General features: G+C 29.1%; 20 protein-coding genes. 12 read left to right on the plus strand and 8 right to left on the minus strand.

Annotated features, from left to right (window positions below; translation table 11 throughout):
• Position 1: 1 nt before the first annotated feature.
• Positions 2-637 (plus strand): carbonic anhydrase family protein, encoded by a 636-nt coding sequence (locus ACN5J4_RS06065; RefSeq protein ID WP_418649126.1) that lies wholly within the window; start codon positions 2-4, stop codon positions 635-637.
• 56 nt (positions 638-693) lie between these two features.
• Here ACN5J4_RS06065 and ACN5J4_RS06070 read toward each other — a convergent pair whose 3' ends face one another.
• A complete protein-coding gene (locus tag ACN5J4_RS06070; protein ID WP_418649127.1) occupies positions 694-1,188 on the minus strand; it encodes a CvpA family protein in 495 nt (164 codons plus the stop codon).
• A 127-nt stretch (positions 1,189-1,315) separates the two neighbouring features.
• Here ACN5J4_RS06070 and ACN5J4_RS06075 point away from each other — a divergent pair, with 127 nt between their 5' ends.
• Both ACN5J4_RS06075 and ACN5J4_RS06080 read left to right on the plus strand, forming a co-directional pair.
• Positions 1,316-1,672 (plus strand): hypothetical protein, encoded by a 357-nt coding sequence (locus ACN5J4_RS06075; RefSeq protein WP_418649128.1) that lies wholly within the window; start codon positions 1,316-1,318, stop codon positions 1,670-1,672.
• Between the two features lie 221 nt (positions 1,673-1,893).
• Positions 1,894-3,297 carry a redoxin domain-containing protein gene (locus ACN5J4_RS06080; protein WP_418649129.1) on the plus strand — a complete coding sequence of 468 codons (1,404 nt, stop codon included), beginning with the start codon at positions 1,894-1,896 and terminating at the stop codon, positions 3,295-3,297.
• A gap of 55 nt (positions 3,298-3,352) precedes the next feature.
• On the opposite strand, the gene ACN5J4_RS06085 is transcribed toward ACN5J4_RS06080, so the two are convergent.
• Positions 3,353-3,712 (minus strand): YraN family protein, encoded by a 360-nt coding sequence (locus ACN5J4_RS06085; RefSeq protein ID WP_418649130.1) that lies wholly within the window; start codon positions 3,710-3,712, stop codon positions 3,353-3,355.
• Complete coding sequence (locus ACN5J4_RS06090) at positions 3,712-4,695, minus strand: S66 peptidase family protein (RefSeq protein WP_418649131.1); 984 nt, start codon at positions 4,693-4,695, stop codon at positions 3,712-3,714. The genes ACN5J4_RS06085 and ACN5J4_RS06090 overlap by 1 nt, the downstream gene beginning before the upstream one ends.
• 123 nt (positions 4,696-4,818) lie before the next feature.
• Between ACN5J4_RS06090 and metG the strand changes: the two genes are divergently transcribed.
• From metG to ACN5J4_RS06115, 5 genes are all read left to right on the plus strand, one after another.
• A complete protein-coding gene (gene metG / locus ACN5J4_RS06095; protein ID WP_418649132.1) occupies positions 4,819-6,873 on the plus strand; it encodes a methionine--tRNA ligase in 2,055 nt (684 codons plus the stop codon).
• Positions 6,874-7,081: 208 nt separating this feature from the next.
• Positions 7,082-9,829, plus strand: a complete 2,748-nt coding sequence (locus ACN5J4_RS06100; RefSeq protein ID WP_418649133.1) for a TonB-dependent receptor — start codon at positions 7,082-7,084, stop codon at positions 9,827-9,829.
• Position 9,830: 1 nt separating this feature from the next.
• Positions 9,831-10,892 carry a phytase gene (locus tag ACN5J4_RS06105; protein ID WP_418649134.1) on the plus strand — a complete coding sequence of 354 codons (1,062 nt, stop codon included), beginning with the start codon at positions 9,831-9,833 and terminating at the stop codon, positions 10,890-10,892.
• 83 nt (positions 10,893-10,975) lie between these two features.
• Complete coding sequence (locus ACN5J4_RS06110) at positions 10,976-13,099, plus strand: Tex family protein (RefSeq protein ID WP_418649135.1); 2,124 nt, start codon at positions 10,976-10,978, stop codon at positions 13,097-13,099.
• Positions 13,100-13,264: 165 nt separating this feature from the next.
• The gene (locus ACN5J4_RS06115; protein WP_418649136.1) at positions 13,265-14,089 is read left to right on the plus strand and encodes a hypothetical protein; all 825 of its coding nucleotides are present in this window, start codon (positions 13,265-13,267) and stop codon (positions 14,087-14,089) included.
• 183 nt (positions 14,090-14,272) lie between these two features.
• On the opposite strand, the gene ACN5J4_RS06120 is transcribed toward ACN5J4_RS06115, so the two are convergent.
• Both ACN5J4_RS06120 and ACN5J4_RS06125 read right to left on the minus strand, forming a co-directional pair.
• Positions 14,273-15,136 carry a YitT family protein gene (locus tag ACN5J4_RS06120; RefSeq protein WP_418649137.1) on the minus strand — a complete coding sequence of 288 codons (864 nt, stop codon included), beginning with the start codon at positions 15,134-15,136 and terminating at the stop codon, positions 14,273-14,275.
• 96 nt (positions 15,137-15,232) lie between these two features.
• The gene (locus ACN5J4_RS06125) at positions 15,233-15,568 is read right to left on the minus strand and encodes a single-stranded DNA-binding protein (RefSeq protein ID WP_418649138.1); all 336 of its coding nucleotides are present in this window, start codon (positions 15,566-15,568) and stop codon (positions 15,233-15,235) included.
• 187 nt (positions 15,569-15,755) lie between these two features.
• Here ACN5J4_RS06125 and ACN5J4_RS06130 point away from each other — a divergent pair, with 187 nt between their 5' ends.
• Positions 15,756-16,106 (plus strand): hypothetical protein, encoded by a 351-nt coding sequence (locus tag ACN5J4_RS06130; RefSeq protein WP_418649139.1) that lies wholly within the window; start codon positions 15,756-15,758, stop codon positions 16,104-16,106.
• Between the two features lie 14 nt (positions 16,107-16,120).
• On the opposite strand, the gene ACN5J4_RS06135 is transcribed toward ACN5J4_RS06130, so the two are convergent.
• Positions 16,121-17,890 carry a 1-deoxy-D-xylulose-5-phosphate synthase gene (locus ACN5J4_RS06135; RefSeq protein WP_418649140.1) on the minus strand — a complete coding sequence of 590 codons (1,770 nt, stop codon included), beginning with the start codon at positions 17,888-17,890 and terminating at the stop codon, positions 16,121-16,123.
• Between the two features lie 38 nt (positions 17,891-17,928).
• On the opposite strand from ACN5J4_RS06135, the gene rsmI reads away from it, so the two are divergent.
• From rsmI to ACN5J4_RS06150, 3 genes are all read left to right on the plus strand, one after another.
• Positions 17,929-18,600: a 16S rRNA (cytidine(1402)-2'-O)-methyltransferase gene (gene rsmI / locus ACN5J4_RS06140; protein WP_418649141.1), complete on the plus strand. Its 672-nt coding sequence runs from the start codon at positions 17,929-17,931 to the stop codon at positions 18,598-18,600.
• A 99-nt stretch (positions 18,601-18,699) separates the two neighbouring features.
• Positions 18,700-19,749: a 2Fe-2S iron-sulfur cluster-binding protein gene (locus ACN5J4_RS06145; RefSeq protein ID WP_418649142.1), complete on the plus strand. Its 1,050-nt coding sequence runs from the start codon at positions 18,700-18,702 to the stop codon at positions 19,747-19,749.
• Positions 19,750-19,765: 16 nt separating this feature from the next.
• A complete protein-coding gene (locus ACN5J4_RS06150) occupies positions 19,766-20,449 on the plus strand; it encodes a LysE family translocator (RefSeq protein WP_418649143.1) in 684 nt (227 codons plus the stop codon).
• A gap of 26 nt (positions 20,450-20,475) precedes the next feature.
• On the opposite strand, the gene mgtE is transcribed toward ACN5J4_RS06150, so the two are convergent.
• Both mgtE and rsmA read right to left on the minus strand, forming a co-directional pair.
• Positions 20,476-21,825, minus strand: coding sequence for a magnesium transporter (mgtE, locus tag ACN5J4_RS06155; protein WP_418649144.1), 1,350 nt, complete (start codon positions 21,823-21,825; stop codon positions 20,476-20,478).
• Entirely contained in the window at positions 21,815-22,618 is an 804-nt protein-coding gene (gene rsmA / locus ACN5J4_RS06160; RefSeq protein ID WP_418649145.1) for a 16S rRNA (adenine(1518)-N(6)/adenine(1519)-N(6))-dimethyltransferase RsmA, read from the minus strand. The genes mgtE and rsmA overlap by 11 nt, the downstream gene beginning before the upstream one ends.
• Positions 22,619-22,665: the final 47 nt, after the last annotated feature.

The following is a 22,665-nucleotide window of genomic DNA, read 5'->3' on the forward strand; positions in this document are numbered from 1 at the left end:
TATGCCACACAGAAATAAAGCAATAACAAAAGATATACAAGATAAATTAACACCAATGATAGTGTTACAAGATTTTATTGAAGGAAACTCTCGTTTTATAAGAGACGAAGTTCATACAATAGATCATAAAGCATTAATAACACAAACAACAGATGGTCAACACCCAAAAGCAATTGTACTTTCATGTATAGATTCAAGAGTTCCTGTTGAACTAATTTTTGATCAAACTATTGGAGATATTTTTGTTGCTAGAGTTGCAGGTAACTTTGAAAATACTGATATTTTAGGAAGTATGGAATACTCATGTAAAGTTGCAGGAAGTAAATTAGTTTTTGTGTTAGGACATGAAAGCTGTGGAGCAATAAAAGCTGCTTGTGACCATGTTGAATTAGGAAACATTACATCAATGTTAGATAATATTCAGCCAGCAGTTAAAAAATCTGAAGAAGAAATTTCTGGAGATTATAATTCTTCTAATATTAATTTTGTGAATAAAACAATTGAAAATAACGTAAAATTGACCATTGAAAGAATTAGGGAGAAAAGTCCTATTCTAAAAGAAATGGAAGAAAATGGAGAAATTAAGATTGTTGGTGGAGTTTACCATATAAGTAGTGGAAAAGTAGCCATGTTATAATCTTTTTTAAAAAAAAACCGAGATTTTGATCTCGGTTTTTTTCCTTTATTTTACCCCTATTTATTATTTATATCCTTAATTATTGAAGGAAAAATCATAGGAGCTATTTTTTTTACAGGCTTATATAAAATAGACTCCTTTAAATTATCTTGAGACACAAAAGGAATTGTATCATTCATCTTTTCAAAAACAATAAGAACTACACTTAATATTAATCCGATTTTTAAAACTCCAAAAATACCTCCTAATAACTTATTTAAAATACCCAAAGATGCGAAATCGGCTATTTTAGTTAATACTTTCCCTAACAAAGCTATTATAATAATAATTATAATAAAAGTTCCTGCAAAAGCAGCTAATGAAATATATTTATCATCCCAGTTAACACTACTTTTTAACCAATCTGAAATAAAGTAAGAAAAGTGCATTGCACCATAAACTCCTGCAATTAAAGCAACCAATGAAGCAACTTCTACAAATAACCCTTTCATTACCCCACGAACAAATCCAAAAAGTAAAAGTACTATTATTATAATATCAAAAGTATTCATACGTATAAATATAAGTGTTTTATCATACCTTTATAAAACAAAAAATTAGCTATATAAAATTTTGTATGTAAATTCAGCCTCAAATATACACAACTCATTTGTATCTTTGTACATTCAAAAAACACAGATGACAAAAGAAATTAACTTAAAAGAGAAATGGAATTTTCTGATAAAAAATTTATCACAACAATTTGCAGACGGAGATGAGTTAAATGTAGATGCTGTTATTTATTTAATTGGTGTACAAGAATTAGGGCAAGGACAACGATTATTTAAAAAAGATGAAAAAGTAAACTTAATGCATATTGCAATTTGTAAACTTTTAGAACCCTATGGTTATTATGAATTCGATTTCTTTGACGAAGATGGTTGGCCACATTACAAAACCTTAACAGAACTACCTAATTTAAAACCAGGCGAACAGTCTGTATTAATAAAAGAAGCAATTATTAATTACTTTGAACTAATTGATTTTTTTAAATAATAATTATTCAGTATTTATATTCTATTTCACATACTTATTTCACATAAAAATACAATAATTTTACGTGTTTAAAAAAAAACTAACCTTAAGTAAAACAAATTATTACTTCGTTAAACACCAATAAAATAAGTACTAAAAAATAAAAATGGTACACTTCTTGGAAAGAAGTAAGTAAATGACTAGTTTTAAATATTAATAAATTAACTCTTTAAAATACAACAATGAAAAAATTACTGTCTCTCTTAGTATTTGCCACTTCAATAGTTAGCGCTCAATATACCGTTAAAGGGACTATGACTCCGCCAGAAAAAAGTGATTGGGTTTATTTACATAAATTAGAAGGAGCTAAACCAAAATTTATAAGTAATACAACTATAAAATTTGACACGATAGTTGTTGGAGGAGAAAAACAAATATTAGGTAAATTTGATTTTGAATTACCTGAAGATGCAAAAACGGGAGCTTACAGAGCTACTTATAGAAATAAAGGAGCAGGATTTGTTGATTTTTATTTTAATAAAGAAAATATAGAATTCATATTTAATCCTAAATACCCAGATCAATCTGTTGTTTTTACTGCATCTAGAGAAAATAAATTATATAGTGAGTATTTACAAGCTTATGCTTTAATACAAAATAAAATTGATGAACAACAAGTAGCCTATATTAAAAATGGCAATAAAGAAGCTAAAAAAGAATACAAAAAAGCAGTAGATGAACTTGAAGATGTACAGAAAATTTATAAAAATAAATCTGATGGCATGTTGGTTCATAATTTTATTAAAGCATCACAACGTTATAATTCATCTAGTCCCATTGACAATATGGATGAATATCTTTCATCTACAGTTAACAACTTTTTTAAAAATATAGACTTTAAAAATAATGCTTTATATAACTCTTCTTTTTTAATAGATCGTATTACTGATTATGTTTTTTATTTAAACTTTTCTAATGATCAAGATTTACAACAAAAGTTATATAAAGAATCTATTACTAAAGTAATGGATGAAATTTCTACAGATAAATTAAGAAAAGCAACTATAGAGTTTTTAATTACCTCTTTTGCAGACAAACGTAATGGTGAACTTGTAGACTGGTTGTTTGAAAACTACTACGATACTTTACCTGAAAACCAAATTGACATTGAGTTTAAAAAAGAAAAAGTACAACTATTACTTGCTACCGTTGGTAGAACAGCACCTGATTTTTCTTGGAAAGAAGGCGATAAAGAGTTGAAATTATCAACTCTAAATGATGCCCAAGAATACTTATTAGTTTTTTGGAGTACTAGTTGCCCACACTGTACAAAAGACATTCCTGAACTACATAGTTATATGAAAAAAAACCATGAACAAATTTCTCTTATAACTTTTGGAATAGAAGATAATGAATTAGATTGGACTGAGTTTGTTAAAAACTTACCATACTCACACAACGCTATAGGAACACACCCTGAGTATAAATTCGATAATGAAACCGTTAGGAAATATAATTTATTAGGAACTCCTACTTATTTTGTTTTAGACAAGGATAAAAAAATAATTTCGATGCCAAACGACTTGGTAGATGTTAAAAAATATTTTGAAACTCCTAAACCAAAAAAGGTTGAAGACGAAGAATAAAGTACATTTTAATTAAACAAAAAATCCTGATAAAAATTTATCAGGATTTTTTGTTTTAAAAATATAAAAAAGCATCTTTTATATGATGAATATTAAAACCTTTTTTATTTTTTAAAATTGCGATAATATCAAAGCGAACCTCAACATCTAAATCTTTTTGATTTATATAATTATCAATTGCATAAACTAATAATTTTATTTTCTTCGGATTTACAAAATCTTGTGGATTACCAAAATAAGAGGTAGACCTTGTTTTAACTTCTACCACAATTAAAGTATCTAACTTTTTAGCTATAATATCAACCTCTGCCTTTTTAAATCGATAATTTTTTTCAACAACAACATACCCTTTACTTTGTAAATATTCAATGGCTAACTGCTCACCTTTTTCTCCAAGATCGTTATGTTGTGCCACTACTTAAATTTTACAGTTACTATTTTATCATTACTATTTACTTGAACCATTCTTCCCATAATTAAAGCTCTGTTATCAGGTTCATGACCTGCAGGAAAATTAAATATAACAGGAATATTTTCAGGAATTACCTCTAAAATTAATTGCTCAATAGAACTTCCCCAAGGTGTTGAATTTTTTTTAACCTTAGTCATATCACCTACAATAACACCGCTTACTTTTGAAAAGTATCCTGCACGCTTCAAACTGTGCAACATTCTATCAATCGAATATTTGTACTCCCCTATTTCTTCAATAAATAACACTTTATTTTCTGTTGATATTTGACTATCTGAACCTAACATTGATGCTAAAATAGCAATATTACCACCAACCAATTCTCCTTTAAAACTACCTAATTGATTGTATTTAGAAAACGGAACTTTATAATACAAAGCTTCACCAAACAATGCTTTTTTAAGAGATGCGATACTCTTAGCAATTACTTCAGGTTTATCTTGTAAACTTGTTCCCATTATTCCGTGAATCGTTTCTACGCCTAAATTATGAATATGATTATGAAAAGTGGTAATATCAGAATAACCAATTACCCATTTAGGATTTTCTTTAAATTTAGAAAAATCTAATTTATCTAATATTCTAACAGAACCATAACCACCACGAGCCGACCAAATAGCTTTAATATTCGGATTATCTAAAGCGTCTTGAAAATCTTGACAACGCTGTTCATCTGTTCCTGCAAAATGATGAGCTTGATTAAACATATGTTTTCCATAAACAACTTTTAACCCCCAACTTTGAGCAAGTTTTTTGGCTTTATCAATAATATGTTTTCTGTTTTTTAAAATTCCTGCTGGCGCGATAATAGCAATCGTGTCGCCTTTTTGTAATGATGGCGGCGTTATTAAATTCATAGTTGATGTTTGTGAAAAAGCTACAGATAGGGTTAGTAAAAAAGATAGTATTGCTAAAATTTGCTTCAAAATAGTGTCTTATTTATCAAGGTGGTTCAATTAAAAAGTATAATCTATGTAAATGTACCTATTTTATAACAGTTTAAAAAATTGCTTTTTCGTACTTTTGCGCTTTAATTTTAGCACAGAAAAATGACTACACCAAAAAGATATACAATTACAGCGGCATTACCTTATACAAACGGTCCTATACATATTGGACATTTAGCAGGTGTATATGTTCCTGCAGATATTTACTCACGTTTTTTACGTGGAAAAGGAAAAGATGTTGCTTTTATTTGCGGATCTGATGAGCATGGTGTAGCAATACCAATGCGTGCAAAAAAAGAAGGTATTACTCCACAAGATATTATCGATAAATACCACGGAATTATTAAAAAATCATTTATTGATTTTGGTATTTCTTTTAATAATTATTCTCGTACTTCTTCGGAAATTCATCATAAAACAGCTTCTGATTTTTTCATCAAATTATATAATGATGGAGAATTTATTGAAGAAGTTACCGAGCAATTATACGATGCAGAAGCAAATCAATATTTAGCCGATCGTTTTGTAGTTGGAACTTGCCCAAAATGTGGTAACGAAGAAAGCTACGGAGATCAATGTGAAAAATGTGGTACAAGCCATAACGCAACAGATTTAATCAATCCTAAATCGGCAATTACTGGAAATGTTCCTTCTTTAAAAGAAACAAAACACTGGTTTTTACCTTTAGATAAACATGAAGATTTTTTACGTAAATGGATTTTAGAAGGTCATAAAAATGATTGGAAACCAAACGTTTTAGGTCAATGTAAATCTTGGATTGATGACGGATTACGCCCAAGAGCGGTAACTCGTGATTTAGATTGGGGAATTCCTGTGCCTGTAAAAGGAGGTGAAGGAAAAGTATTATATGTTTGGTTTGATGCGCCTATCGGTTATATTTCATCAACCAAAGAATGGGCAGCTCGTGAAGGTAAAAATTGGGAAGATTATTGGAAAAAAGACGATACCAAATTAGTACACTTTATCGGAAAAGATAATATTGTATTTCACTGTCTTATTTTTCCTGCGATGTTAAAAGCGCATGGAGATTTTATTTTACCAGAAAATGTACCAGCCAACGAATTTTTAAATTTAGAAGGAAATAAATTATCGACTTCTAAAAACTGGGCAGTTTGGTTGCACGAATATTTAGAAGATTTTCCGAATCAGCAAGATGTTTTACGTTATACGTTAACCGCAAACGCTCCTGAAAGTAAAGACAACGATTTTACTTGGAAAGATTTTCAAGCAAAAAACAATAATGAGTTAGTCGCAATTTTCGGAAACTTTATAAACCGTGTCGTTGTTTTAACAAATAAATATTACGAAGGAAAAGTACCAGCTGCTGGTGATTTATCAGAAGTTGATGAAGATACTTTAGCTACTTTAAAAGAGTTTCCTAATGTAATTGCAAAATCAATTGAACGTTACCGTTTTAGAGAAGCGTCTCAAGAATTGATGAATTTAGCGCGTTTAGGTAATAAATATTTAGCTGATGAAGAGCCTTGGAAAATGATTAAGGTTGATGCAGAACGCACCAAAACAATTATGAATGTAGCGTTACAAATTGCTGCTGGATTATCAATTTTATCAGAACCTTTTTTACCTTTTACTTCAACAAAGTTAAAATCAATTTTAAATATTGATACCACTTTAACTTGGAATGATGTATCAGAAAAAGAAGTTTTAATTTCAGATAACCATCAAATTAATGAAGCAGAATTATTGTTTTCTAAAATTGAAGATGCTGAAATAGAAAAACAATTATCAAAATTAGAAGCCACTAAAAAAGCAAACGAAGCTGAAAATAGAGTTCTTGAGCCTCAAAAAGAAACCATTGAATTTGATGATTTCACAAAAATAGATATCCGTGTAGGAACTATTACAGCTGCAGAAAAAGTAGCAAAAACGAAGAAGTTATTAAAACTTACTGTTGATGTTGGGCTTGATATCAGAACAATTGTTTCGGGAATTGCTGAAAGTTTTAAACCTGAAGATATTATTGGGCAACAAGTTTCTGTTGTTTGTAATTTAGCGCCACGAAAATTAAAAGGAATAGAAAGTCAAGGAATGATTTTAATGATTGATACTCCTGATGGTAAACTTGCCTTTGCACAACCTTCTGAAAAGGTAATAAACGGAGAGTTTATATCTTAAAAAAGAAAAATATTATACTTATTATTAAGGCTGTTCATTTAGAATGGCCTTTTTTTTAGATCTGAATAACAGAATACTAAACCTCTTCATATTTACTTAACATTATTAACTTTTACTCAATATTTATATAACCCTTTACTAACAATTTAAAAACCTTTTTCATTTAATTCAAAAGTAAGTTAGCGCAACCTTAAATATAAACTATAAAATGAAAAAAATAGTACTATTATTAGCAATAACTTTATCAATAAACTCCTTTGTATCTGCACAAAATAAATCGGGTTTAAAAGGAAGAATATTAGATGAAAACAATTTCCCACTCCCTGGAGCTACAATTACAATCAATGAATTGAATATCGCTAACTATACTGATTTTAATGGCTACTATGAAATTTTAGGCATAGCTGAAGGTACTCATGAAATAAAAATTTCTTTTATTGGTTATAAAAATCTAGTAGAAAAAATTAAACTACAAAACTCAATTACTATTAAAAATTTCTCATTAGCCCCAAAAACAAATCATTTACAAGAGGTCGTTGTAAAAGGTAGTATTACAAGAGGTCAAGCAAAAGCATTAAATCAACAAAAAAATAAACAGAATATTACTAATATTATTTCTGCAGATCAGGTAGGTAAATTTCCTGATGCTAATATTGGTGATGCCTTAAAAAGAGTCCCAGGTATTTCTATGCAAAATGACCAAGGTGAAGCTAGAGATATTATTATTCGTGGTTTAGCTCCTCAACTAAACTCTGTTACTTTAAATGGTGATAAAATACCTTCGGCTGAAGGAGATAATCGTCGTATTCAAATGGATTTAATTCCTTCAGATATGATTCAATTAATTGAGGTTAACAAAGCTGTAACTGCTGATATGGAAGGTGATGCTATTGGAGGGTCAGTAAACTTAATTACACGTTCTGCTCCTACCGATTTTAGCGCTTATATATCTGGATCTTACGGAAAAAACCTAATAAGAAATACTCCTAACTATAATGTTGCTGCTTTAATATCTGACAGAATAGCTAATAATAAATTAGGATTCGTAGTTAATACAACCTATAATTCAAATGAATATGGTTCTGACAATGTAGAATTTGAATGGGATTCGCCAACATTAATAAAAGAACACGATATAAGACGTTACGATGTTAAACGTGATAGAATGAGCATTTCGAGTAACTTAGATTATACAGCTGATGCAAACAATACATTTTTTTTAAAATCGATATTTACCCAACGTAACGATTTTGAAAATAGATATCGCGTACGTTATAAATATGATGAAGATGATAATGAATACAAAATAACTCGTCAAACTAAAGGTGGAATTGATAATAGCACCAACAAAAATACCCGTTTAGAAAAACAAAGTATTTATAAATTTTCATTAGGTGGTGAACATATTATTTTTGGAGATATTAAATTAAATTGGAAAACAGGAATATCTAAAGCTAAAGAAGAACGACCTAACGAGCGTTATATTACTTATGAAGCTAAACAAGATGGCGATGATGTAGATATTACACAACAAGGATTAAATACACGTTATCCTTATTTCACATCTGTATCAAATTTCGATAATAATCCAAATGAATTTGAATTAGATGAAATTTCAGAAGAAAAAAGATACACCGAAGAAAAAAAATATAGTTCTAACCTTGATATCAAAATTCCTCTTAACAATACAGGTAACTATAAAAATTATTTAAAATTTGGTCTTAAAAATAAATATAAAGAAAAACTTAGGGATAATAATTTTTATGAATTTGATACTGATAATTTCAGTGCATATGAGCTTTTATCAGGTGCTACAACTACAAGTCAAACACGTAATAATTTCTTAGCAGGAAGCCAATATAAATCAGGTATTTTTGCTACGAAACAGTTTTTAGGAAATTTAGATTTAACAGACGGAGAATTAGTTTTAGAAGAGTTTGTTCCTGAAAACTATAATGCAAACGAAAATGTTTTTGCTGTTTACGGAATGTTAAATCAACAATTAAATAATAAATTAGTTGTTACAGCAGGTTTAAGAGTAGAAAGAACTGATATTGAATATACAGGTTATAATATTGATGTAGAAACAGCGAGTAATTTAAACGATGTTACAACTTTAACCCAAAGTAAAGATTTTACAAACTGGTTACCTAACTTACAAGCTAAGTACAACTTTAATGATAATACTATTATTAAAGGAGCGTGGACAAACACTATTGCACGTCCTAATTACTACGATTTAGTACCTTACAGAAACTTAAATAGTGATGACTTAGAAGCTTCTTATGGTAACCCAGATCTTGACCCTACAAAATCAATGAATTTTGATCTTATGTTCGAACATTATTTTGCTAATGTAGGTATTTTTTCTGCAGGAGCTTTTTATAAAGATTTAGATAAATTTATTTATAGCACTACTACTAATGAAAATATTACAGTAGCTGGAAATACAGAAAGTTACGATGTTACAAAACCTTATAATGGTGGAACTGCTGAAATATATGGTTTTGAAGCTGCTATACAACGTAAACTAAATTTTTTACCAAGCTTTTTACGTAACATTACTATCTATGCAAATTATACCTATACAAACTCTAAAACAGATGGAATTATTGGAAGAGAAAGAGATTTAGCTTTAGCAGGTGCTGTTAAACACATGGCGAATGGCTCATTAGCATATGAAACAAATAAAATAACACTTAGAGCCTCTGTAAATTATGCTGATGAGTATATTGATGAGTATGGAGATAAAGCTTCTGAAGACCGCTTCTATGATTCACAATTATTTGTAGACGTAAACGCTACTTATTCAATTACCAATAATTTAAGAATATTTGCAGAAGCAAAAAACTTAACAAACCAAGAATTACGATTTTATCAAGGAACCAAAAATCAAACAATGCAAGCAGAGTTTTACGACTATAATTGGAATGTTGGATTAAAATACAACTTTTAATATGAATACATTTTTTAAATTTTTTATTACTTGTATTGTATTAAGTGCCTGTAAAGTTAATAAAATCAATCATACGAACCCTATAAAACCAATTATAGCAATAACTGCTAGCGCAGAAACAACTCCTGTTACCTCTTTTGATGACGCTGCTGATGATCCTTGTATTTGGATAAATCCTAAAGATAAAATGCAATCGATTATTATAGGAACTAATAAAAAAGAAGGCTTAGAAACTTATAATTTAGACGGAAAAAGATTAGCTAATTATAAAATTGGTCGTGTAAATAATGTAGATATTAGAACTGGTTTTATCTTAAATGGTAAAGAAGTAAGTGTAGTAACAGCTAGCAATCGTACTTATAATACAATAAGTATTTTAGTCGTAAAAGAAAACGGTGAATTAGAAGAAATCGCTGCACGACCTATAAAATCTAAACTAAAAGAAGTATATGGTTTAGGAATGTACAAAAGTAAACGTTCAAAAAAAATATATGTCTTTATGGTTGGTAAACGTGGAGGTATAGAACAATGGGAATTATTTGATAACAATGCTAAAATTGATGCTAAAATAGTTCGTTCGTTTTCTTTAGGAAGTCAAGGTGAAGGTATTGTTGCTGATGATTATCATGGTAACGTTTATATTGGAGAAGAAAATAAAGCCTTATGGAAATATAATGCAGAACCTGATGCTTTAAATGATAGAGTTAAAATAATTGGAACACGAGATGTAAACATGAAAGCAGATTTCGAGGGAGTTACCCTATATGATACTGGTAATGGTAACGGGTACATTCTTTTATCGTCACAAGGAAACAACAGTTATGCTATTTTTGATAGAATTACAAACCAATATTTAGGTAGTTTTTCTATAAAAAATGGTATTGTAGATGGTACAAACGACACTGATGGTATTGATGTTACTAGCGTTTCATTTAACTCAAAATATCCTAAAGGATTCTTTTTAGCACAAGACGGTACAAATAACACACCAAAAGATAGTTTGGCACAAAACTTTAAAATAGTAGATTGGAGAATTATTCAAAAAGCTTTAAATTTAAAGTAAACTTCATACAAACATATTTAGTAAGTATCTTTACAACCTCACTTTTAAAAAAGTGAGTTTTTTTTATCTCAAATAACTACACTATGCAACTAATCAATTATATAATTTCTCGCTGTAAAATTTCTTTAAAATCGATTCAAAGTACTATTGAATTATTAAATGAAGATTGTACCATTCCTTTTATTGCTCGTTATAGAAAAGAAAAAACAGGAAATTTAGATGAAGTTGAAATTGGTTTAATAGTACAATTAAAAGAAGAGTTTGAAACCTTAGAGAAAAGAAAAAAAGCAATTTTAAAAGCTATTGAAGAACAAGGTGCTTTAACTGATGAACTAAAAAACAAGATTGATAAAACAGAAAACATTACTGCTTTAGAAGATTTGTATCTTCCTTATAAAAAGAAACGAAAAACAAAAGCCGAAACCGCTCGTAAAAATGGATTAGAACCTTTAGCAAAAATGATACTAAGTCAGCGTATAAATGACTTAGAATTTACAGCATCAAAATATAAAAACAAAGAAATTTTATCCGAAGAAAAAGCCTTAGAAGGCGCACGACATATTATTTCAGAATGGATAAATGAACGTACAGATGTTCGAAATAATATCCGTAAAGAATTAGCACATTTTTCTGTTATTAATACTAAAGTTGTAAAAACAAAAAAAGAAGAAGAAAATGCACAAAAATTTAAAGATTACTTTGATTGGAATGAAAGTTTTAATAGAATTCCTTCACATAGATTTTTAGCTATTCTTCGTGCCGAAAAGGAAGGTTTTATCAGAATAAAAATTAATATAGATAACGAAAGAGCAATTCAAAAAATAGAAAATAGTGTTATTCGCGCTCAAAATAATTGTAGTGAACAAATTGAATTAGCTATTGCTGATGCTTATAAACGTTTATTGTTACCTGCTTTAACAAATGAAGCAATGGTAATTGCTAAAGAAAAAGCAGATGAAAGTGCAATAACTGTGTTTACAAAAAACCTACAACAACTATTATTAAGTGCTCCACTGGGTGAAAAACGAATTTTAGCAATTGACCCAGGTTTTCGTTCGGGTTGTAAAGTGGTATGCCTAAATAAACAAGGTGATTTATTACAAAACGATACTATTTATCCGCATGCACCTCAACATAAATCTGACGAAGCGATACAAAAAATAAGTGCTTTAGCTGAAAAACATAACATTGAAGCCATTGCAATTGGTAACGGAACAGCATCAAGAGAAACGGAACAGTTTATCAAAAAAATAACTTTTAAAAATAATATTTCAGTTTTTGTTATTAGTGAAGCTGGAGCATCTATTTATTCGGCTTCAAAAATTGCTAGAGATGAATTTCCTGATTACGATGTTACCGTTCGTGGTGCAATTTCTATTGGTCGAAGATTGGCTGACCCATTGGCAGAATTAGTTAAAATTGATGCAAAATCAATTGGTGTAGGACAATATCAACATGATGTAGAACAAGGGAAACTAAAAAAATCATTAGATACTGTTGTTGAACATTGTGTAAATAAAGTGGGCGTAAATATAAATACTGCCAGTGTTTCGTTATTAAGTGCTGTTTCGGGAATTGGAATAAAACTAGCCGAAAATATTGTAAATTATCGAAATGAAAACGGCGCTTTTAAAAACAGAACTGCCATTAAAAAAGTTCCTCGTTTAGGTGGAAAAGCTTTTGAACAATCCGCAGGTTTTTTACGTATTAAAAATGGCGATAATCCTTTAGATAATTCTGCTGTTCATCCCGAACGTTATGCTTTGGTCAAACAAATGGCTAAAGATTCTGGCAATAAAATTATCGATTTAATAGGAAACAACTCGGTTTTAAAACAATTAAAATTACAGCAATATATTACTGATTCTTACGGATTACCTACCCTTCAGGATATTGTAAAAGAATTAGAAAAACCTGGATTAGATCCTCGAGAAAAAGCAAAAGAATTTAGTTTTAACGAACACGTTAAAACTATTGATGATTTAAAAACAGCAATGATTCTTCCCGGAATTATCAACAATATTACAAATTTTGGTTGTTTTGTCGATATCGGAATAAAAGAAAGTGGTTTAGTTCATGTTTCTAATCTTTCAAATACTTTTGTTAAAGATATTAATGAACATGTTACTTTAAATCAGCATGTACAAGTAAAAGTTTTAGAGGTCGATGTAACAAGAAAACGCATTCAACTTTCTATGAATTTCTAATATTTTTTAAAAGATAAAATAAATAATTATTAGAAGCAATTTCCCGCTTTCCGCACTCGCTTTTTTTTTAAAAAAAATAAAAAACAGCCCTCAAACAAATGCTACAATCGGGACTAGGAATTTACGCATATTTTTAAGTTACAAACAATTTAAAAAAAATAAATTATGAAAAATTTACTATTATTATTCTCTATTGGATTATTACTAATTTTCTGCACATCCGAAGAAAATGAGATTACAGAAAATAAAAAGGCAAGTCTAATTAAACTTGAACAAAGGCAAATTGAAAACGGAGTATTAACCGAAAAAATTATTTTTGAATATAAAAATAATAAACCAACATTAGCTTCTTTTTATGATAATAATAATCAATTAACAGCTACTTCTGAATGGATTTATTCAAATAATGCTTTATCATCTATAAAAGGGTATTCGTCTAATGGAACACTAAATTCAGAAAAAAATATAACATATGACAATTCTAATCGTATAATTAAAACTGAAAGAACTGAAGAAAATGGTACTTATTTGACTACAACAAATTTTACTTATAATAATGATAATACAATAACCAGTGTTACGAATAGTAATGGAAATACTTCAACAAAGATATTTGAAATTAATAGTACCGGAATCATTAACAGAGAAATTGTTAACGGCAATATTAGAGTGTCTATTGACTACGACAATTTAACACCAATAAGTTCAACATCATATTCAACTACATACAATTACACATATAAAGATAATGGCTCGTTACCTTTTTCATTTGATAGCGTTTTTGGAACTAATCGAATAAATGTAGTTTTATTTCAAAATTACCTTGATAATTCAATAGGTTCTTTAATAACTAAATTAATAACAAAAATTACCTCAAATTCATCGACTGAAGAATATGTTTACACGCTTAACGAAGATAATTTTCCTCTAACAAAAAAAGGTTTTTACGATGGAAAATTAGTAAATGAATTTGATTACACTTATGAATAAAAATTGTTTATAATACTATGTATAATTAATTGCTGGTTATAGTCAATTTACGAACTTTAGTGCTTAAAACACATAACTAACCATACTTATAACTATTATCAAATAATTTAAAAATCATCAATTACCAAATAAACCACCCGAAAACGTTTAAGTTTTCGGGTGGTTTTATATCAAAAATAAAATTTACTTTATTGTGTTTGAAGAGCCTAATAATTCGGTAGCTTCTAACACAATCATATATGCTTTTGAATCATATTTTTCTACCAGGTTTTTAAGCGTCATTATCCTATTCTTATTTATCGATAAAAAGATAATATTTCTTTGATTAGTTTGAGACAAATCATTGCCCTCAATTAAAGTTCCAGAAATACCCATTTTTGAAGCTATTACCTTATTCAAGGCCTCTATATCATCTGAGGCTATATGTACAATTTTATTTTGCTTACGTCCTGTAACTACTAAATCTATAAATTTACTTGCTACAAAAATACTAAGCATTGCCCATAAAGCTAGCTCTAAATCTTTAAAAATAATTGCTGATAGAAGAACTACAAAAATATCTAAAGTTAAAATTACGGTACCTGGTTTAAAATTATACTTATCTTTTAAAATACGTGCAATAATAGCGCCTCCTCCTGCAGATGCATCACCCTTAAAAATAAGTCCAATACCAAGTCCTACAAATGCACCTCCATAAATTGTAGAAAGTAATTTATTAGTACTTAATGCCGGAAAGCTCATTATTTCTCTAAATAAATCAACATATAAGGCTAGTGATATAATAGAAATCATTGTTCTAAATGCAAAACGTTTACCTATATATTTTACCCCTACCAAGAGTAATGGAATATTTGTTATCAATAATAATATACCTATAGGAATATTAGAAATATAATTTAACACAATTGATAAACCTGAAGTACCCCCTGTTGCAATTTTATTTGGTGCTAAGAACCCTACTACCCCAACAGCTAAAATTAAACTTCCACTAAGTATAAATAAATAGTTTTTTAATTCGTTTTTTAATCTTTTCACTTTCATTTTCATTTTTCTCGAATTTTACTTGGCAAAAATAACCCTAAAATTAAAGATTAATCGTGTTTTAATATTATTAAAAAATGAACACTCGAATAGAATAGTATATTACTTAGTGCCAAACATTAAAAGCTCATTTACTACAATTTCGGTTATATATCTTTTTTCTCCTTGTGAGGTTTCATAACATCTTGAAGTTAACTTACCTTCAACCATAACCTCTCTACCTTTAGTTATATATTTTTCAATAATTTCTGCTGTTTTATTCCAAGCTACAATATTATGCCATTGCGTATCAGTTATTTTTTCACCTGAAGCATTTTTGTAACTTTCATTTGTTGCTAATGAAAATTTGGCTAATTTTTTCCCACTTTCTAAAGTAATAATTTCAGGATCTTTACCTAAATTACCTATTAATTGTACTCTGTTTTTTAATACATTCATCTTATTTATTTTTTTAATGAAAATTATTATTTGATTAATTGACATTGCAAATATGAGACAGGTTAAAAATTAAAAACGGTTAGTAATCGTTTGTTTTCGATTGTAAATGAATGTAAACGATTATATTAATATATTTGTAACCAAAACAATATATTATTTTAAAACATAGAAATTAAAAACTAATTTTATGAATGATAAAAAATGTTTAGAATGTGAAGAAGTAGTTCTTGGTAGGATTGATAAAAAGTTTTGTTCCGATTATTGTAGAAATAGTTATAATAATAAAGTTAATAAGGAAAGTAAAAATTTAATTAGAAATACAAACAACCGTTTGCGTAAAAATTACAAAATTCTTACAGCACTTAATATTTCTGGTAAAACAAAAGTTAGCAGGCGTAAATTATTTGACAAGGGTTTTGACTTTAAGTTTATTACTTCTTTATATACTACAAAAAAAGGAAACATTTATTTTTATGTGTACGACCAAGGATATTTAGAACTAGAGAATGAACTATTTTTATTAGTTAAACAAGATTAGATTGTATATTTTTTTTATAACAGTTGCTTTATTATTTTTTGAATAGACAATACATCTATAAAACAATCTTTTTGTAATTGTGCAACAGTTCCATGATCTACAAAAACATCTGGAATACCTAAAATTTTGATAGACCCTTTATAATTTATACTAGATGCGTACTCTAAAACAGCAACTCCAAAACCTCCTTTTACCGTACCATCTTCTATGGTTACGATAATATTAAAAAAATTAAAAATAGTATTTAACAATTCTTTGTCTAGAGGTTTTACAAATCGCATATCATAATGCGCAATAGCTTTATTTTCGTCTAAGCTATTTATTGCTTCTGAAACATTATCAGCAATTGTTCCTACGGATAATATGGCTATTTTACTTCCTTTTTTAATACAAATACCTTTACCTATAACTATTTTTTCAAAAGGAAGTTGCCATTTTTCTAATTTACCAACACCTCTTGGATATCGAATAGCAATAGGCTTTTTTAACCCTAATTGTGCTGTATACATTATATTACGAAGTTCAACTTCATTACGAGGGGCAAAAATAATTAGATTCGGTATACAACTTAAATATGCTAAATCAAATACACCATGATGTGTTGCTCCATCTTCACCAACTAATCCTGCTCTATCTAAACAAAATATAACTGGTAAATTTTGTAAAGCAACATCGTGTATTATTTGATCATAAGCACGTTGTAAAAAGGTTGAATAAATAGTACAAAAAGGAACAATACCTTGAGTTGCCATTCCTGCAGCCAAAGTAACAGCATGCTGTTCAGCAATACCAACATCAAAAGTACGTTCTGGAAATTTGTTTAATAAATTATTTAATGAACTTCCTGAAAGCATTGCTGGTGTAATACCCACTATTTTAGTGTTTTGATACGCTAACTCAACGATAGTTTTACCAAAAACGTCTTGAAATTTTGTAAACTTACTTTTTTCTTTAGGTAATACATCACCTGATATTTTATCAAACTTGCCTGGAGCGTGATATTTTACTTGGTTTTGTTCTGCTTGTAGTAAACCTTTTCCTTTTGTGGTAATTATATGTAAAAACTTTGGTCCTTGAACTTGCTTTAAACGATTTAATTCTAATAAAAGTTCTTCAAAATTATGTCCATCAATAGGACCTGAATAATCAAAATTTAAGGCTTCAAAAATATTGTGCTGTTCAATATCTGATCTAGTTGATTTAATTCTAGTTAAATAATCTTTTAAGGCACCAACAGAAGGATCAATACCAATAGCATTGTCATTTAAAATTACCAGTAAATTCGCATTCGTGTCACCCGCATGGTTTAGGGCTTCAAAAGCCATTCCACTTGCAATAGAGGCATCACCAATAATAGCAATATGCTGTTTGCTACTTCCTTGTAGTTTTGAGGCAATTGCCATTCCTAAAGCTGCTGAAATAGAGGTTGATGAATGACCAACGCCAAAAGTATCGTATTCGCTTTCACTTCGTTTTGGAAAACCTGAAATTCCACCATATTGACGATTAGTGTGAAAGCTGTTTTTTCTACCTGTTAAAATTTTATGCCCATAAGCCTGATGCCCTACATCCCAAACCAATTGGTCGGTTGGTGTATCATATAAATAATGTAACGCTATAGTTAATTCTACAACCCCTAAACTAGCACCTAAATGTCCTTCTTTAGTAGCTACAACATCAATAATAAATTCACGTAATTCTTTTGCTAATAATGGCAAATCATTAACAGAAAGCTTCCTTATATCCGAAGGAAAATTAATATTTTTTAATAGCTTTTTTGGCATAGCGCAAATGTACTAAAACTTTATTGTAGCTTTGCTCTATGAGTAAATTGTATTTGGTACCTACACCTATTGGTAATTTAGAAGATATTACCCTAAGAGCACTTAGGGTGTTAAAAGAAGTGGATTTTATTTTAGCAGAAGACACTCGCACTAGTGGTAAATTATTAAAACATTTTGATATTATAACACAAATGTATAGCCATCATATGCATAACGAACATAAATCTGTTGATGGTGTTTTAAATAGACTAAAAAATGGTGAAACATGTGCTTTAATTTCAGATGCTGGAACGCCTGCAATTTCTGACCCAGGTTTTTTATTAACAAGAGCCTGTGTACAGCAAAATATTGAGGTAGAATGTTTGCCTGGTGCAACTGCTTTTGTACCTGCTTTAGTAAACTCAGGTTTACCTAATGATAAATTTGTTTTCGAAGGGTTTTTACCTGTTAAAAAAGGAAGACAAACGCGTTTAACTTTTTTATCCGAAGAAAACAGAACCATGATTTTTTATGAAAGTCCTCATAAATTATTAAAAACATTAGCGCACTTTGGCGAATATTTTGGTGAAGATAGGCAAATATCAGTTTCTAGAGAATTGACAAAATTATTTGAAGAAACCAAAAGAGGAACAATAAAAGAAGTATTATCATATTATACCGTAAAACCTGCTAAAGGTGAAATTGTTATTGTTGTTGATGGTAAAAAATAATATTAATACTGTTTTACTAAAACTTACTCGTTATTTTATACAAACTCTAACAAACCGTTACCTTACTATTTCTTATTTTTGTAGTTATAAACTGAACACATGTCTACATTTCATAAATTAAATATTGAAAAAATAATAAAAGAAACTGCTGATGCTGTTTCTATATTATTTACCATTCCTACAGAATTAAAAGAAGCTTATAATTTTGTTGCTGGGCAATATATCACTATCAAAACTACTTTAAATAATCAAGAAATTCGAAGAGCATATTCTATATGTACTTCACCAAATAGTAATCAAGTTAAAGTAGCTGTTAAAGCTGTTGAAAAAGGAGCTTTTTCAACCTATGCTACAACCAAATTAAAAGAAAATACTGTTTTAGAAGTTTCTGAACCAGAAGGAAAATTTATACTTGAACCTACGGCTAATAAAAACTACATTGCTTTTGCGGCTGGTAGCGGAATTACCCCTATTTTATCAATGATAAAAACAGTATTAAACAACGAAACTTCATCAACTTTTACGTTAGTTTTTGGCAATAAAAAAGCTGAAAGCACTATTTTTTTTAAGGAATTAAATGACTTAGCCATACAATATCCTTCGCAATTTAACTTACACTATATATTTAGTAAAGAAGTTAGAAATGAAAGTAAATTTGGTAGAATTGATAAAAGTCATGTTAATTACTTTATTAAAAATATTCATAAAGATATTTCTTTTGATGCTGCTTATTTATGTGGCCCTGAAGAAATGATTAATATAGTATCTGACACTCTACAAGAAAATAAATTTGAAAAAGAAAATATTCATTTTGAACTTTTTACAGCAAGTACTTCTGATGATGACATTTCAATTATATATGCTGATGGAAAATCAGAAATTACGGTTTTATTAGATGATGAAGAAACTACTTTTTCAATGGAAAAAACCGATACCATTTTGGCTGCATCTTTACGTAATAAACTAGATGCCCCATACTCTTGTCAAGGTGGTGTTTGTAGTAGTTGTATTGCTAAAGTTACAGAGGGTAAAGCGGTAATGTCTAAAAATTCTATTTTATCTGATGAAGAATTAAAAGAAGGCTTTATATTAACCTGCATGGCTCACCCTACTACCAACAAAGTTATTATTGATTTTGATGATATTTAATAAGTAAACTTAAATAATGGATTTTTACGATTTAAAAAACGCCTTTTTAGTAGGCGTTTTTATGGCTTTTATGATTGGGCCTGTATTTTTTATGCTCTTAAAAACAAGTGTTTTAAAAGGAGCAAGAGCAGCTATAGCTTTTGACATAGGTGTTATTTTAGGTGATATTTGCTTTATGCTAATTGCCTATTATGGAAGTAGAAGTTTATTAGAACAAATTAAAGACGATCCTCGCTTATTTCTTGTTGGAGGATTAGTGCTTATTGTATACGGATTAATAACTTATTTTGATAAAAATAATAAAAAAGAGAATAAAGTACCTGAGGTAACTTTACCAGAAAGTAATAACTATATCAAACTACTTTTTAAGGGCTTTTTTTTAAATTTTATAAATATAGGGGTATTAGCTTTTTGGTTGGGATTAATTGTAGTTGTTGGACCTACTTATGACATGAATTCTACGCATTTATTTTGGTATTTTGCTACCGTAATTTTTGGGTACGCACTTACTGATTTAGGAAAAATACTTCTTGCAAAACAATTAAAAAACAAACTAACCCCTTTAGTTATTTATAAAATAAAAAGAGGAATGGGGGTTTTATTGATTGTTTTTGGCGCTATATTAATGCTAAAAGGTTTTATACCTAAAAATGAAATTGAGAACTTACTTGATAGTGTTACTACTATAACAAATGATTAAAACAAATAACTTTTAATTAGAATATATTAAAAACCAATAATCATTTTTGCTATTCCAAAGTAAATTAAAATTCCAAAAATATCATTACTCGTGGTTATAAATGGACCTGTAGCAATTGCCGGATCAATACCCCTTTTATCTAAAAACAATGGTATAAAAGTACCTATTAGGCCTGCTACAATAATTACCACAAAAAGTGACATTGAAATAGCTGTTGCCACTTTTATATCCTGTTCTGTTATAAAAATAAAAAAGAATAATAAAATAGCCAATGCCAAACCATTTACCATAGCTAAAGATACCTCTTTTAGTAGCCTATTGGTAATACTGCCTTTTAAATCATCATTAGCAATACCTTGTACAATAATTGCTGATGATTGTACACCAACATTACCTGCCATAGCTGCTATTAAAGGCGTAAACATAAAAAGAATAGCATTATTAGCCATAGCTCCTTCAAAAAAACCCATAATACTAGCGGCTCCAACACCTCCTAATAACCCTAAAAAAAGCCAAGGTAAACGAGCTCGTGTTAATTCCCAAATAGTATCATCGGCTTCAACATCTTGTGTAATACCTGCCGCTAATTGATAATCTTTATCGGCTTCTTCTTTCATTACATCAACAATATCATCAATTGTAATACGCCCTACTAAAACACCTAATTCGTCAACAACAGGTATTGCTTCTAGGTCGTATTTTCGCATAATATTGGCAACATCTTCTGCTTGATCTGTTACAGTAACAAAATCAACTTTTGGTATATAAACTTCATTAATTGTTGCCTTTGCAGATGTTATCAACAAATCTTTTAATGATAAACGCCCTTTTAATTTACCGCTATTATCAATTACATATATAGAGTGTACTCTTGTTACTTCTTCTGCTTGAATGCGCATTTCTTTTATACATCGTGGTATTGTCCAATTTTCATTAACCTTTACCAACTCTTTTGCCATTAACCCTCCTGCAGAATATTCATCATACCGTAACAACTCAATAATTTCTTTAGCATGCTCTTCATCTTCAATCTGCTGCATAACAGCTTTTTTTCGATCTTCAGGAAGTTCTGAAATTACATCAGCAGCATCATCAGTATCTAACTCATCTATTTCTTCTGCAATTTCTTTAGCTGTTAATTGTTCTAATATTTTTTCACGCAAATCATCATGAACATCCATCAGTACTTCTGATGTAGTTTCGCTGTCTAACAAACGAATAATATATACCGCTTCTTCAAACGATAATTCGTCTAATGTTTCGGCAATATCAGCATGATGAATATCATTAAACAGCTCTTTAAGTGCAGCGCCATTTTCATTTTCAATATATTGCGCTACGTTGTTAAGAATTTCTGGAGTAATTTCAAATGCCATCTTTTGCTATTTTAGCTGTCAATTCAATAAATTTTTGCACAGATAACTGTTCAGGACGCATGGTAAATATAGGATCTTCACGTAAAGTATCTGAAAGTTTAAAAGGTTTTAAACTTGAACGCAACATTTTTCTTCGTTGATTAAAGGATGTTTTAACAACTCTAAAAAACAATTTTTCGTCAACAGGAAGTGTATAATTTTCTTTTCTAATTAAACGAATAACACCAGAATCTACTTTTGGAGGAGGATTAAAAACGGTTGGTGGTACAGTAAATAAATATTCAACGTCATAAAAAGCCTGTGTTAATACCGACATAATTCCGTATACTTTACTACCCTCTTTCTCTGCAATTCTTTTGGCTACTTCTTTTTGAAACATTCCTGAAAATTCAGGTATGAATCCTCTATTCTCAATAGCTTTAAATACAATTTGAGTTGATATATTATATGGAAAATTACCAATAATAGCTACTTGTTGATTTTTAAAAACTTCTGTTAAATTTTTCTTTAAAAAATCACCTTCTATAATTTCAAATTTTTTAGCAGTAGTATCTAAGGTAATGTGCTCTATCGGAAAAGTGTTTTTTAAATAAGCAACAGAATCATAATCTATTTCCATTACTGTAACTTTAAGTTTTTTTTCTAACAAGTACTTTGTTAAAACTCCCATTCCAGGACCAATTTCTAACACATTATCATAGCCTTTTTCTGTTAATGAATCGGCTATTTTTTTAGCAATGTTCTCATCAGTTAAAAAATGTTGTCCTAAATGTTTTTTGGCTCTTACAGTCATAATTATTTAAAATAAAAATGGTTAAAAATAAGTACTAAAAATACTTG

Source organism: Tenacibaculum aestuariivivum, assembly GCF_964507685.1.
In the GTDB taxonomy this organism is placed as follows: Bacteria; Bacteroidota; Bacteroidia; order Flavobacteriales; family Flavobacteriaceae; genus Polaribacter; species Polaribacter aestuariivivum.